Consider the following 13994-nt stretch of genomic DNA (forward strand, 5'->3'; position numbering starts at 1 on the left):
CTGGCAGCCATGATCACCATCACTGCTGATGAGTTATTGCAACGTGTACGCGGCTCGAAGAAGACCTCGATCATCGCGTCTGTGTGGGAGCCTGGCGAGGGCGCGAGCCTGTCCAGGTTCCAGGCCGAGCACATTCCGAATTCCATGTTTTGTGATGCTTCCCTGGCCTTGGCTGATATCCCTTCCAGCCAGGAGGGGCGCAACCCGCTCCCGAATACTGACCAGCTGCAACGCTGGTTCGTCAAGATGGGGCTCAATGCGGAAAGCGCCGTCGTGGTGTATGACCACAGCAAAGGGCTTCTCGCGGCGCGAGCGTGGTGGATCCTCACTTGGGCTGGGATTGACAATGTCCGTATTCTGGACGGCGGCATCGACGCGTGGGAAAGGGCCGGCCAGCCCGTTGTTGGCGGCCCAGGGAATTTTCCGGCAACGTCCACGATCCGGCCGAACATTGGGCAGCTTCCCACCGCGACCCTGGAGGAAGTGAAAAACCACAAGGGCATCCTCATCGACTGCCGTGAGCGCTCCCGCTTCTCCGGCCAAAAGGAATCCCTCGACCTCAAAGCCGGCCACATCCCGGGCGCCATCAACCTGCCCAGTGGCGAACTGCTCAACGAGGATTACACCTTCAAAACCCCGCAGGAAATTCGCCAGCTTTTCGACGCCGTGGGCGTCACCTCTGGCGAAAACGTCATCGTGTACTCCGGTTCCGGCCTGCACTCCTCCCAAATGATCGCAGCCATGCACCATGCGGACATGCCAGGTGCGGCGTTGTTTGTTGGCGGTTGGTCGCAGTGGGCGGCAGACCAGAGTAATCCAGTGGTGCGCGTGGACTAAACTAACTCGATGTGTGGTTTATTCTTGCAGCTTTAGTCCTATTCGCCGTCTCAGGCGTGCTGTTGTGGATCACCCGTCCGCAGCGGCAAGCCCCTGAGGCGGTGGAGGAACGCCAGCTTGAGGTAGTTGAAGAACTAGAGCCAGTGCTGGAAGGGGATCCCGAGCCGGAATTCTTGCCCGAGCCAGAACCAGAACCGGAGCCGGCACCAAAACCAGAACCCGAGCCCGAACCGGAACCCGAACCGAAAGAAACTAAGCATGTAGCCATCAAGCTGCCTGGTGGCGGACGTCGCGAGCGTAAAGCGTGGGCCGCTGATCGAGGCTTCGGCTTCTCCAAATCCGACATGTATCTCACGGACGAGTGGTCACGTGGCGCGGCAGCCTCCGGAGTGTCGCCCCGCGAGGTGGTTTCCGGTGTGGTGAACACCCTGGGCGTGGACTACGAGATGTACCTGGTGGACCTCGACACCATCCCGGTCATGGCGATGCGACGCAGCGCCGCCAGCGACGTGGTGGTAGACGCCCGCAGGGTGGGCGTGCTGCTTGACGACGACTCAGACGACCTTCTCCCCGTCACCCAAACATCCGGATTTGAGATTCTCTCCAACGACTATGGTGCGGCGGAACGCGTCATCGACGAGCGAGTGATCGCCTCCCTCGCCGCCATGCCCGAGGCTGTGACCGCGGTGTGGGCGGAATCGGATTGGGTGCTGGCCCAAACCACCAAATCCTCGCATTCAGAGGATTGGGATCAGATGATCGAACCGTTGGCGCTGCTCGCGGATGCATTCCGGGTACTGCCACCCCGGGCTGTCCGTAACTTGGACATCGTTATGAAGACCCGACCGGTGGGGGAGGCTACGGCCGTCGATAAGCCTGCGGAAGCAGACCTGGTGCGGATGCCCCGCTCGGAAGAGCCCGTTGAGATGCCGACCCGCGCGCGCCACGCCGCCCACGGAGTGGTTGAAGCCCGGCCGGTCGGCGCAGACGAAGTAGGGGCAATCGCTGAGGGACCATCCGAGGTGCCCGACAGCGATGGCACCCGCGTGGTACGCCGCGATAACAACCCAACAATCTTCTAAGGAGACACAGCATGGATAAGAAGCAGCAGCTTGCTGAACTGGTGAAAGAACTCGCCGTCGTGCACGGCAAGGTGACCCTCTCGTCTGGCAAAGAAGCCGACTACTACGTTGACCTGCGCCGCGCGACGCTGCACGCACAGGCCTCCCGCCTGATCGGCGAACTGCTACGCGAACTCACTGCCGACTGGGACTACGCGGCAGTAGGCGGACTAACCTTGGGTGCAGACCCAGTCGCGACCTCCGTGATGCACGCCGATGGCCGTGAGATTCACGCCTTCGTGGTGCGCAAGGAAGCCAAGAAGCACGGCATGCAGCGTCGCATCGAAGGCTTCAACGTAGCAGGTCAGAAAGTGTTGGTGGTAGAGGACACCACCACAACCGGTAACTCGCCGTTGACTGCTGTGAAGGCGCTGCGCGAGGCAGGTGCCGAAGTCGTCGGTGTGGCTACCGTGGTGGATCGCAACACCGGCGCCGGCGATGTCATTGCTGCCGAAGGCCTGGAATACCGCTACCTGCTGGGCTTGGATGACCTTGGACTCTAACAACGCCGACTCTAATAAAGGGCCCACCGAGTGGTTTGAGGCGCGCATCGGCGTGGGACCCTGGGAAGGCGACTGGCCGACCGACCCACGTTATGATCCGGAGCTGCTAGAACAGGGCGATAAGCGCAACGTGGTGGACGCCTACCGCTACTGGACGCGGCAGGCGATCGTGGCGGACATCGATACGCGTCGGCACCCGCTGCACATCGCCATCGAAAACTTCGAGCACGACGCCAACATCGGCACCGTGGTGCGCACCGCGAACGCCTTTGCCGTGGACACTGTCCACATTGTGGGCAAAAAGCGGTGGAACCGGCGCGGGGCGATGGTCACGGACCGCTACCAGTACCTGATGCACCACGACACTGTTGATGACCTGATCAGCTGGGCGCGTCTGCAGGGGCTCACGATCGTGGCGATCGACAACACCCCAGGTTCGGTTCCGCTCGAAACAGCCAACCTTCCGCGGGAATGCTTGTTACTCTTTGGTCAGGAAGGTCCAGGGGTGACGCAAGCTGCGCGGGATGGGGCACTGATGACGTGCTCGATCGCGCAGTTTGGTTCCACGCGGTCAATCAATGCTGGTGTCGCTGCCGGCATTGCGATGCACGCGTGGATCCGGCAGCACGCCGACCTGAACAACGCTTGGTAAGGGGCAGAGTAAGGTGCAAGAAAAGTGGTCGCATCGTGCAGATTTGGCTGAGGCAGCCATCACTGATCGGCATGCGCGGAAACTTTGGGGAATCCCCCGCACGAATCTCGGCGTGGTCAGCTGGCCGCCGAGCACCAAAGACGAGTTTTTCGTCCACTGGCACTACTGGTGGCAAGCCCACTACCTGGACTGCCAGATCGATGCGGCGCTGCGCCGACCCACTATTCAACGCAAACGGCGGATCAAGGAAACCATGCGTGGCATCCGCATCCGCAACATTCGCGGTTGGACCGTCAATCGTTATTACGACGATAAGTCGTGGCTGGCACTAGCCGTCGGTAGGTGGCACACTTCTGCGCGGAACAAGGCACTGCGGGCGCTGGAAAACAACATCGTTGCTGGCATCGATACGTTGACCGGAGTGCTGCCGTGGCGCACCAACGAAACCTTCTACAACGTCCCCACCAATGGCCCAGCGGCGATCATGATGGCCCGCTCCGGCAGATTGGCACAAGCGTGCACCCTCACCGACTGGGTCTTCGACAACCTCATTGACGAAAACGGCCTGGTCATGGATGGCATGAGGATGCGCATGCACGGCCCAGAGCTCGTACGGGCGATTCACCCGTATTGCCAAGGTGTCATGATGGGCGCCTGCCTGGAGATTGCCGACCGCATGCTCGCCGACCAGGGCGTCACCGACGTCGCCTCGCTTGACGACGCCGAACGCGCACACGACGCATACGCCTACATTGCTCGTATCCGCGAGCTCGTGGTGGCGGTGGAAAATAACTTGGCCACGCCAGACGGCGTCATCAACTGCCTCACCACCGGCGGTGACGGTGGCCTTTTCAAGGGTATTCTCGTGCGCTATCTCGCAGATGTGGCGCTGCGTCTGCCAGGCGACTCGGCCGCGAGCCGGGAGACCAAGAAGAAAGCCACTCGCCTGGTCCTGCAGTCAGCGACATCGCTGTGGAACCACCGGCTAGAGATCGACGGCCTTCCGGTATTTCCCTCCGACTGGACCAAAGACGCACAAGTCCCCACCACCAGCACGTATAGAGGCTCCATTGGTGGGGCAGTGCTCGGTTCGTTTGTCCCGGAGCGGGATCTATCAGTCCAACTGTCCGGCTGGATGTTGTTGGAAGCCGCGGCGAAGGTCGCTGGAGGGAGTTCATAAAAGTGCGGAAGTTGAGTGCCATACTGCTGGCGGCCTTGGTAGGGATGGGCGTTGCTAGCCCGCACGCTAGTGCCACCCCTGCACAGCAGCGCAATGTCATTATTTTGGGCGATTCTATGGTGGCGGACCCGTGGGCGGGGGATGTCGTTGTTAATCGCCTGCGTGGCGGTGGGCAGTGCCCGCGGTCTGCTGAGAGCTACGCCGAACAAGCAGCGCGGCAGGCTGGATTGGAAGCCCGGAATTTCTCTTGCGCCGGTTCACAGGTCAACATTGGTGGGCCGTTCCTGAAAACGGCATTTGCTGACCAGGTTGACGCAGCCCTTCCCGCAATAGATCCCAACACAACCCACGTGTGGATTACCCAAGGATTTAACGACACGTGGAGTGGCTTTGGCCCGGAAGCCTATCTAGACGGCATGAGTTGGCACATCGCCCGCATTCGGGAGCGCGCTCCTCAGGCGACCATCACGATGATTGGCTATCCGAGCATTACGAGTAACGGGCAGCTGTGCCTCGCCCGCGTCATACCGGGAGCTCCCGGGCCTGTTCCCGCAGTCCAGGTTGCCGACATGGAATCGCAAGCCCAGGAGATGCAACGTGAGCTGGCTCGTCGCACGGGCATCGGTTTTGTTGATGTCCGCAGTCAAACTCCTGGAAACGGCATGTGCTCACCCGACGACGTGCGGTACGTGTCGGCACTTATTGATACCACCGGCCCGGTGGCTCACATGCCGTTCCACATTAACGAGCGTGGGCATCGTGAGATGGCGCATATGGTGGTGGATCAACTGGGGCTGTGACACCCTCCAAATTTGTGTGCCACGGCGAAACGCCGCAAACACAGGCATAATTGAGGGCAGGTAAATTTTCCCCAACTTGGAGGTCCTAGACTATGCCTATTGCAACTCCTGAGGTCTACAACGAGATGCTGGATCGCGCAAAGAAGGGTGGCTACGCCTACCCTGCGATCAACTGCACGTCTTCCGAAACTATCAACGCTGCTCTCAAGGGTTTTGCTGAGGCAGAGTCTGACGGCATTATCCAGTTCTCCACCGGTGGCGCTGAGTTCGGCTCCGGTCTGGCTGTGAAGAACAAGGTTGCCGGCGCTGTTGCACTGGCTGCCTTCGCTCACGAGGCTGCTAAGCACTACGGAATCAACGTTGCGCTGCACACTGACCACTGCCAGAAGGAAGTTCTGGACGAGTACGTTCGCCCACTGATGGCAATCTCTCAGGAACGCGTCGACCGCGGTGAGCTGCCTCTGTTCCAGTCCCACATGTGGGACGGCTCCGCTGTGCCAATCGATGAGAACCTCGAGATCGCACAGGAGCTCCTGGCTAAGGCTAAGGCCGCCAACATCATCCTCGAGGTTGAGATCGGTGTTGTCGGTGGCGAAGAAGACGGCGTTGAGGCCAAGGCTGGCGCTAACCTCTACACCTCTCCTGAGGACTTTGAAAAGACCATCGACGCCCTCGGCACCGGCGAAAACGGCCGCTACATGCTGGCCGCTACCTTCGGTAACGTGCACGGCGTGTATAAGCCAGGCAACGTGAAGCTGCGCCCAGAGGTCCTCCTCGAAGGCCAGCAGGTAGCCCGCAAGAAGCTCGGCCTCGGCGACGACGCCCTCCCATTCGACTTCGTCTTCCACGGCGGTTCCGGCTCCGAGAAGGAAAAGATCGAAGAAGCCCTGCGCTACGGCGTGATCAAGATGAACGTCGACACTGACACCCAGTACGCGTTCACCCGCCCAGTCGCAGCACACATGTTCTCCAACTTCGACGGCGTCCTGAAGATCGACGGCGAAGTCGGCAACAAGAAGGTCTACGACCCACGCTCCTACCTGAAGAAGGCAGAGCAGTCCATGGCTGAGCGCATCATCGAAGCTTGCCAGGACCTGCACTCCGTAGGAACCACCGTTTCCAAGTAACAGGTTCTTCGGTATCCCCTTCCCTCATTGTGTGAGGGAGGGGGATTTTAAATTTAGTAACAGAATTTGGCGTACGAATGGGATTTTTCACGGCGAAATCGTCCCATCCGTACGCTCGATTTCGTCGCCCAGCCACACCTGGCTGCTTGATCGCAGGCCCAGGCTGGTCAGGGATAGGGATTTGCCCCGAGCAACAAATCCCTATCATTTTTCCTAAGCCCCCATTACTAGTTGGGCGTCGCGGAGGTGCCGGTAGAAGGTTGCTCGTTCGACGGGGCGTTTGCGGGATATGCCGTCGACAAGCACGCGCACGTTCTGTCCGCCGACCTGCAGCGCCCGTCCTGTTGCCAGCGTGGCCGGGTCGTATTCTTTTTTAAATAGCCGCGGGCGGGGGTTGATGCGTTTGACGGCGGCGATTCCGGGTGCGCCTGATGTGGGGACGAGGCGGGCCCCGAAGTTGTTAATTTGTTGTTCGCTGTGGAGCAGCACGTGGTCGTCAACGATTATTTCGCCCACGAGTTCAGCGTTGTCCCACTCGGTGATGGTGGCGGATCCTGCGACGGCGATGCCGGCGTCGTCGCGGATGAGGGGAGCGGGTTTCGCTGCTGCTTGGGTGGCGAACTCCCACGCGTCCTTAGGCAGCCCCCAGTTCTGGGCGACAACTGAGGGGCTGGTGGGGACGAATCCGACCTGGATCCACATGTCATCTTGGCGCATGAGTCGGGTGAGGACTGCGGAGAGGGCGGCGTCGGAGCCGATGACGACGAGGCGGACGTCGCGAAGTGGTTGCTGTGGTGCTGGCTGCGGGGCGCCGAGGGGTTTCACATCGGGCTGGCGTTGAATGTCATCCAGGGACGGGGTGGGGTCTTCGGGGAGCGCGCTGCGGGCGATCCCTTCCAAGAACTTCAGGTCGCGCTGGGACGGGACGTCCGGGAGGCGAATATCGGAGGGGAAGTTGCTGTTGCCACAGTCGATGGAGAGCAGTTGCATGGTTCTTTAATCTACCGAAGCGGTTAGACTCGCGGTGTGATAAGGCAACAAGCATTCGGTAGGTTACGCGAAGGCGCGCAGCGCGTGGCGGTGTCGTGGCCTTATATTTTGCAGCTCGGAATCACGGCAGGCCTGGCGTATTGGGTAAGTTTGCGTGTGTTTGGACACCCGCAGCCGTTTTTCGCGCCGATGGCCACGATCATTGTGCTTTCGACGCAGGGCGGGGATCGGGTACGTCGTTCCATTGAGCTGGTGCTCGGCGTGGCTGTTGGCGTTGGGCTGGGCGACATCCTCATTTACTACGTGGGCACTGGTGTGTGGCAGATCGCGGTGGGCGTGATCGTGTCGGTGACCGCGGTGATGTTCATTGATAAGGGAGTGCTGGCGGCGAATCAGGCGGCGTTCGCGTCGGTGCTGATCGCGACGATTTTTCCGCCGGGCACGGCTGGCGGGCCGGAGCGTATGTTTGACGCCCTAATCGGTGGAGTCATTGGTGTGGTGATGATGGGGCTGATCCCGAAATCGCCTTTGAAGGATGGGCGTCGTGAAATCGCTAAGATCCTGTCGACGATCGCTGCGGTGATGGAAGAGCTGGTGGAGGCCCTTTCTGCCCGGGACGGTCGCCAAGTTTCTGACGTGCTTGAACGGGCGCGCAGCTCGCAGGCGGCGATTAACACGATGATTGCCGCGGCTCACACCGGCAAGGAGGTGGTGAAGACCTCGCCGATTATGTGGAAGCAGCGTCGCGAGTTGCGCTCCATTTTGCGGGTGCTGGGGCCCGTCGATAATGCCATGCGCAACACCCGCGTGCTGGTGCGCCGTGCGGGCGTGCTTCTCGACGACCATTCCACCGTCTCCTCGCGCCAACTGGAAATCCTGGCCGAGCTTTCCGAGATCATGCATGAGCTGTCAGAGGTGTTTTGGCAAAAATCGGATGCTGCGCTGTCCCCCGAGATCCCGAAGCTTACGGTGCGGCTGCGGAAACTAGCAGCGCAGGCCCACCCCGACATTGCGGATCCTGCGACGCTGTCCGGCATCATGATCGTCGGCCAAACGCGCTCCTTGATCGTGGATCTGCTGCAAGTGTGCGGTCTATCGCGCCAGTCTGCTGTTGCGGCGCTCGTTCCGACTTCAGACAACCCAGGGATGCCCCCGGAAGTTTGGGGAAATGGTTCGTGAAAACCCTTGTGGCATGTAGAATTAGTTAACGTCTTTTGCCCCGCAGCACGCCGGGGCTACTCGAGTTGATCGGAAGTGACGTGACATGGCTGCAATCGTGATTGTCGGCGCCCAGTGGGGCGATGAAGGCAAAGGTAAAGCCACAGATATCCTCGGCGGTGTAGTTGACTACGTAGTCAAACCCAATGGTGGCAACAACGCTGGCCATACCGTGGTGGTTGGCGGGGAAAAGTATGAACTCAAGCTCCTGCCAGCTGGTGTACTCTCGGAGAACGCTACTCCAGTGCTTGGCAACGGTGTTGTGATCAACCTCGAGGCCCTGTTCGAGGAAATGGACGGCCTCATCGCGCGTGGCTGCGACGCTTCCCGCCTGCGTATCTCCGCTAACGCACACGTGGTGGCCCCATACCACCAGGTGCTGGACCGAGTTCAGGAACGCTTCCTGGGCAAGCGCGCCATCGGCACCACAGGTCGTGGCATTGGCCCAACCTACGCTGACAAGGTTGCCCGCGTCGGTATCCGAGTGCAGGACATCTTCGATGAGTCCATCCTGCGCCAAAAGATCGAATCCGCACTGGACGTGAAGAACCAGATGCTGGTGAAGATGTACAACCGCAAGGCCATCCTTGCGGAAGAAACCGTGCAGTACTTCCTGTCCTACGCGGACCGCCTGCGCCCGATGGTCATCGAAACTGAGCTGGAACTGAACAAGGCGCTGGATGAGGGAAAGCACGTCCTCATGGAGGGCGGCCAGGCCACCATGCTCGACGTGGACCACGGTACCTACCCGTTCGTGACCTCCTCCAACCCCACCGCAGGTGGTGCGTGCGTGGGCTCCGGTATTGGCCCGACCCGCATCACCCACTCCATGGGCATCATCAAGGCCTACACCACCCGCGTTGGCGCCGGCCCATTCCCAACCGAGCTGTTTGACAAGTGGGGCGAGTACCTGCAGACCACCGGTGGCGAGATTGGTGTGAACACCGGACGCAAGCGTCGTTGCGGATGGTACGACTCCGTGATTGCCCGCTACGCCTCCCGCGTCAACGGCTTCACCGACCTGTTCCTGACCAAGCTGGACGTGCTCACCGGCATCGGCGAAATCCCAATCTGCGTCGCCTACGACGTAGACGGGGTCCGCTTCGACGAAATGCCAATGACCCAGTCCGACTTCCACCACGCCACCCCGATCTACGAAACCATGCCAGCCTGGGATGAAGACATCACCGGCTGCAAAACCTTCGAGGATCTGCCACAGAAGGCAAAGGACTACGTGCTTCGCCTGGAAGAACTCTCCGGCTGCCAGATTTCCTACATTGGCGTTGGACCTGGTCGCGACCAAACCATCGTTCGCCATGATGTGATGGCTGACTAGCACCCTGAACCATGTGCCCTTAATCATATCCATATATCCTTCTAAGAATTTTGTAAACTTGATTAAGGGGTCTATTATTCACCTGTCAATAATTTTCTAGTGAAGTGACAAGGGGTGGGAAGGTTCTTTTCCCCTTGGCTAACTAGGTTTGAAGCTGTGTCCTAACTAATAGAAAACGCGATCCCACATGTGTTGATCGACCTAGCTAGGGCACGCAATTGGAGAGGTGAGATATGGCCCTAGTTGGTGGGTGGCAAGTGCGCAGGAAGCTTGTGGCGCTTTTGACGGCCATTTTGGTTTTGGTCCCTGCAATGTTCGTTTCATTGTCGGGTGCGAATGCGGCAGAGCCCCGTATTGACGACGGCGTAAAGGTGTCTTCGGGGAAGCAGGGCTACGAGATCGTTTCTGAAGACGGTAAAAGTAGAGAAACGCAGCTCTTCAAACTTGTTAGCGAAAGCTTCAATGGTCAGTCCTATTGTGTCGAGGCTGATGTTCGCATCGATGTCTCAGCGAGTGTCGATGGCAAATTTACTTCCTGGAGCAATTTTGCTGGCAACAACCAGTTTGTGAAATATGCGGACAAAGTTAATTGGATTGTAGAAAATAGCTATCCGGCAGTGTCCCTTGAATCTTTGGCTAACACCATCGGTGCCAAATCGGGTGAACTAAACGAGAAGAGCGCTATCGCTCAAACACAAGCTGCTATTTGGCGCTTTACCGACGGGTACAGCCTCAAAGAAATTAAGTTTACTAATGCCCGCCAGGAACTGTCCGCGCTGCAGGAAGGGCAAAAGAAGCTCTATGATTACCTAGTTGGCGAGAAAAACATTGGTTCTAAGCGCGTCGATATTGTCCAGGTTAACGAAGAAAAAGTCGTTGAAAAGGACGGCGTTGTAGGCCCGTTCCAATTCCAAATCACTGGCGGAGCATCAGAGTTTTCCGTGAAGCTTGGCGCGGGGCAGTCTCTCGTAGACAAAGATGGCAACACAGTTCGTAGCGGTGAAGAGTTCTACGTGAAGGTGGACCAGAACGTCTCCTCGGTAAAATTTGATCTCGAGGTGCCTAACGCCGGTGTGGGTGGCGCGATCGTTCATGCAGTGAAGGATAACGTTCGTCAGCAAACCACCATCGTGACCTATTCCGAACAAAAGACTCCACTTACCCGGACTGTCGAGTGGACCAAAAAAGAAGAGTCTGTGGCGAATCACGATATTGAAATTTCTAAGGTCGATCTGAATGGCACGGAGCTTCCTGGTGCGCAGATCACTGTGTTGAAGAAGTCTGACGGTTCTAAGGTCGACTCATGGGTATCCACTGATAAGCCACACCGGATTAGCGTCGCTCCAGGCGAGTATGTCTTCAAGGAAACCGCAGCTCCTAAGGGATACAAGGTCGTTTCCGACATTACGTTCACTGTGAATGCTAAGGGTGAGGTGTCCACCTCTGACGTTCAGCAAACGGTCAACAGTGTAAAGGTTGCAGTCGCGGAGAAGAATCAGCTGACCGTGATCAACGAGGCGGAGCAAGCTCCACTGACCAAGGTTTTGCTTTCGAAGGTCGCGTTGGGGCAGAAGGATGAGCTAGCTGGCGCGAAGATGACCTTGTCCAAGGTTGGTATTGCTTGGGATGAGCCAGTAACGGCACTCATCGAGGAATGGACTTCTGGAAACAAGCCGCGTGAGTTCTCTGCGGAGCCAGGCGTATATCAGCTCACCGAGGTCACTGCGCCACAGGGCTACGAAGTTGCGGAAAGCATCATCTTCCATGTTGCTGGTGACGGAAAAGTTCAGGTTGGTGTCAAAGACAGCGATGGTCACTACAAGCTGGAAGATGCGGAAGACAACAAGGTCGTAATGGTGGACAAGCCGTCACCTACCACTACTCCTTCCACTTCCGTTACCACGAGCGAGCCAACTCCTTCGGAAACCACTGTGACGGTGACGACGGAAGTTCCAGTGACGGTTACGAGCACCACTGAGGTTCCTACTACCGTGACGACGACGGTAGAAACCCCGGTTCCTACCACGGTGACGGAAACGACTGTTGTACCGACCACTGTTGTGACCACGGAAACGACTACCACTGAGGTGGTTGTTCCAACGACGGTCGAGACGACCACCACTGAGATGGCGGCTCCTACCACTACAACGACCACGGTCCAGGCCGCCTCTGGCTTCGATCTGCGTTACGTACTTGGTGCTCTCGGGCTGTGGGCACTACTGAAGGAAGGCGGTTCATCGTCTTCCGATATGGGGTCATCTTCCTCATCGACCAAGGCCCCGATAGTGGTTCCGGCACCTTCCGTTCCGAACCGCCAGGATCGAGTGGACTCCATTTCTAATGAGCCTCCAGTTGCTCAGAAGGGTGTCCAGCCTCAGCAGACTCCTGCGAAGAAGATGCTGGCATCGACCGGCGCGAACGTTGTAGGCCTTTCGGCAGTTGCTGCGCTCCTGCTAGCTCTCGGCCTGTACTTTGTGGCGAAGCGTCGTAAAGAAAGCTAGTACTTAGCTAGTTGTCGTAAGAGCGGTGTGCTCGGTGATCCGAGGCACCGCTTTTGCGATAGTAGTGCCTGTCACCACGATGCGGCAGTGCTCCCGGATTATGATTGCACCATGTACACCCCTGAAAATATCGGTACCCCGTTAACAGACAACGCCACCCGCGTCATGCTCCTCGGCTCGGGAGAGCTCGGCAAAGAAGTAACTATCGCGCTGCAGCGCCTCGGCGTCGAAGTGCATGCTGTTGACCGCTATGAAAACGCCCCGGCGCACCAGGTTGCGCACCGCGCATACGTCATTGACATGACGAATCCGGACGCAGTGAAGGAACTGGCTAATCAGATTAACCCTCAGTTCATCGTCCCAGAGATCGAAGCGATTGCCACCGACGCGCTCGCAGAACTCGAAGCAGGCGGGACGACGGTCATCCCCACCGCCCGAGCAACCCAACTGACGATGAATCGGGAAGGCATCCGCCGACTTGCCTCCGAAGAACTGGGGCTACCGACCTCGGCTTACGAATTCGCATCCACGAAGGAAGAATTCGCGTCAGCGGTGGAGAATATTGGGTACCCGTGCGTCGTTAAGCCAGTGATGAGCTCTTCCGGCAAGGGCCAATCTGTCCTTCGCTCGGCTGCCGACATCGACACCGCCTGGGACTACGCCATGTCCGGCGGGCGCGTCGACTCCGGCCGCGTTATCATCGAAAGCTTCGTCGATTTCGACTACGAAATCACCCTCCTCACAGTCCGTTCCATCGACCCTGCCACCGGCAACGACGCCACCTGGTTCTGCGAACCCATCGGCCACCGCCAAGTCGACGGCGACTACGTGGAATCCTGGCAACCGATGGCCATGACTGAAACCGCACTCGAAAATGCCCGCTCCGTCGCAGCCCGCATCACCGGAGCCCTCGGTGGCCGCGGCATCTTCGGTGTCGAGCTCTTCATCTCTGGCGACGACGTCTACTTCTCCGAAGTTTCCCCGCGTCCGCACGACACCGGACTCGTCACCCTCGCCTCCCAACGATTCTCCGAATTCGAACTCCACGCCCGCGCCATTCTCGGGCTCCCGATCGATGTCACCCTCGTATCCCCAGGCGCATCATCCGTGATCTACGGGTCCTCCGAAGGGCCAGTGCGGTACGTTGGGGTAGCTAACGCGCTAGCCGTCCCAGAATCCGACATTCGCATCTTCGGCAAACCAACCGCCGGCGAAAAACGACGCATGGGTGTGGCCGTCGCCACCGGCGAAAACGTGGAGACTGCGCGCGAACGGGCAGTCGCTGCTTCGTCAGCCGTCAGCGTGATGGAATAGCGCCGGGCTTGGAGGCTTCTTGGTTTTTGACCCCGACATTACGGCCCCGAGGTTGGTGGGTCGGGGCCTTGACCCCGACATTACGGCCCCGAGGTTGCCCCAAAATCGCTGCGACGAGCCCGAATTTCGGGAGGGTAATGTCGGGGAGAAGTTTGTAGCGCCTTAACCATGGCTCAATGGTGTGATTGTTGAGGGTGGTGAGATGACTGGGGATGTTGCGGCTTCTTGGTTTTTGAGCCCGACATTACGGCCCCGAGGTTGGTGGGTCGGGGCCTTGACCCCGACATTACGCCCCCGAGGTTGCCCCAAAATCGCTGCGGCGAGCCCGAACTTCGGGAGGGTAATGTCGGGGAGAAAGCCGGTCGGCTTGCGAGCTATCGCTGAATGCAGCATGATATTGGCATGAATTCGGGGG

General features: G+C 58.9%; 12 protein-coding genes. 11 read left to right on the forward strand and 1 reads right to left on the reverse strand.

Annotated elements, in window-relative coordinates; all coding sequences use genetic code 11:
* Window positions 1–9 precede the first annotated feature (9 nt).
* The 7 genes from HW450_RS09115 to fbaA all read left to right on the forward strand — a co-directional run bounded on the left by HW450_RS09115 (window position 10) and on the right by fbaA (window position 6220).
* The gene (locus HW450_RS09115; protein WP_182385327.1) at window positions 10–837 is read left to right on the forward strand and encodes a sulfurtransferase; all 828 of its coding nucleotides are present in this window, start codon (window positions 10–12) and stop codon (window positions 835–837) included.
* A gap of 11 nt (window positions 838–848) precedes the next feature.
* Window positions 849–1919 carry a type III secretion system chaperone family protein gene (locus tag HW450_RS09120; protein WP_182385328.1) on the forward strand — a complete coding sequence of 357 codons (1071 nt, stop codon included), beginning with the start codon at window positions 849–851 and terminating at the stop codon, window positions 1917–1919.
* A gap of 11 nt (window positions 1920–1930) precedes the next feature.
* Complete coding sequence (gene pyrE / locus HW450_RS09125; protein WP_182385329.1) at window positions 1931–2461, forward strand: orotate phosphoribosyltransferase; 531 nt, start codon at window positions 1931–1933, stop codon at window positions 2459–2461.
* Window positions 2445–3113 (forward strand): TrmH family RNA methyltransferase, encoded by a 669-nt coding sequence (locus HW450_RS09130; RefSeq protein WP_182385330.1) that lies wholly within the window; start codon window positions 2445–2447, stop codon window positions 3111–3113. Before pyrE ends, HW450_RS09130 begins: the two co-directional genes overlap by 17 nt.
* Before the next feature lie 13 nt (window positions 3114–3126).
* Window positions 3127–4293, forward strand: a complete 1167-nt coding sequence (locus HW450_RS09135) for a glycoside hydrolase family 76 protein (protein WP_182385331.1) — start codon at window positions 3127–3129, stop codon at window positions 4291–4293.
* Between the two features lie 2 nt (window positions 4294–4295).
* Window positions 4296–5093 (forward strand): SGNH/GDSL hydrolase family protein, encoded by a 798-nt coding sequence (locus HW450_RS09140; RefSeq protein ID WP_407926230.1) that lies wholly within the window; start codon window positions 4296–4298, stop codon window positions 5091–5093.
* A gap of 92 nt (window positions 5094–5185) precedes the next feature.
* Window positions 5186–6220 carry a class II fructose-bisphosphate aldolase gene (fbaA, locus tag HW450_RS09145; RefSeq protein ID WP_182385332.1) on the forward strand — a complete coding sequence of 345 codons (1035 nt, stop codon included), beginning with the start codon at window positions 5186–5188 and terminating at the stop codon, window positions 6218–6220.
* Window positions 6221–6433: 213 nt separating this feature from the next.
* Here fbaA and HW450_RS09150 read toward each other — a convergent pair whose 3' ends face one another.
* On the reverse strand, window positions 6434–7210 hold the full coding sequence (locus HW450_RS09150; RefSeq protein WP_182385333.1) for a hypothetical protein: 777 nt from the start codon (window positions 7208–7210) through the stop codon (window positions 6434–6436).
* A 36-nt stretch (window positions 7211–7246) separates the two neighbouring features.
* Here HW450_RS09150 and HW450_RS09155 point away from each other — a divergent pair, with 36 nt between their 5' ends.
* The 4 genes from HW450_RS09155 to purT all read left to right on the forward strand — a co-directional run bounded on the left by HW450_RS09155 (window position 7247) and on the right by purT (window position 13579).
* Window positions 7247–8389, forward strand: coding sequence for an FUSC family protein (locus HW450_RS09155; protein ID WP_182385334.1), 1143 nt, complete (start codon window positions 7247–7249; stop codon window positions 8387–8389).
* Window positions 8390–8474: 85 nt separating this feature from the next.
* Window positions 8475–9764: an adenylosuccinate synthase gene (locus HW450_RS09160; RefSeq protein WP_182385335.1), complete on the forward strand. Its 1290-nt coding sequence runs from the start codon at window positions 8475–8477 to the stop codon at window positions 9762–9764.
* A 311-nt stretch (window positions 9765–10075) separates the two neighbouring features.
* The gene (locus HW450_RS09165; RefSeq protein WP_182385336.1) at window positions 10076–12265 is read left to right on the forward strand and encodes a thioester domain-containing protein; all 2190 of its coding nucleotides are present in this window, start codon (window positions 10076–10078) and stop codon (window positions 12263–12265) included.
* Window positions 12266–12376: 111 nt separating this feature from the next.
* The gene (purT, locus tag HW450_RS09170) at window positions 12377–13579 is read left to right on the forward strand and encodes a formate-dependent phosphoribosylglycinamide formyltransferase (protein ID WP_182385337.1); all 1203 of its coding nucleotides are present in this window, start codon (window positions 12377–12379) and stop codon (window positions 13577–13579) included.
* Window positions 13580–13994 lie beyond the last annotated feature (415 nt).

This window comes from Corynebacterium hindlerae (assembly GCF_014117265.1).
Classification (GTDB): Bacteria; Actinomycetota; Actinomycetes; order Mycobacteriales; family Mycobacteriaceae; genus Corynebacterium; species Corynebacterium hindlerae.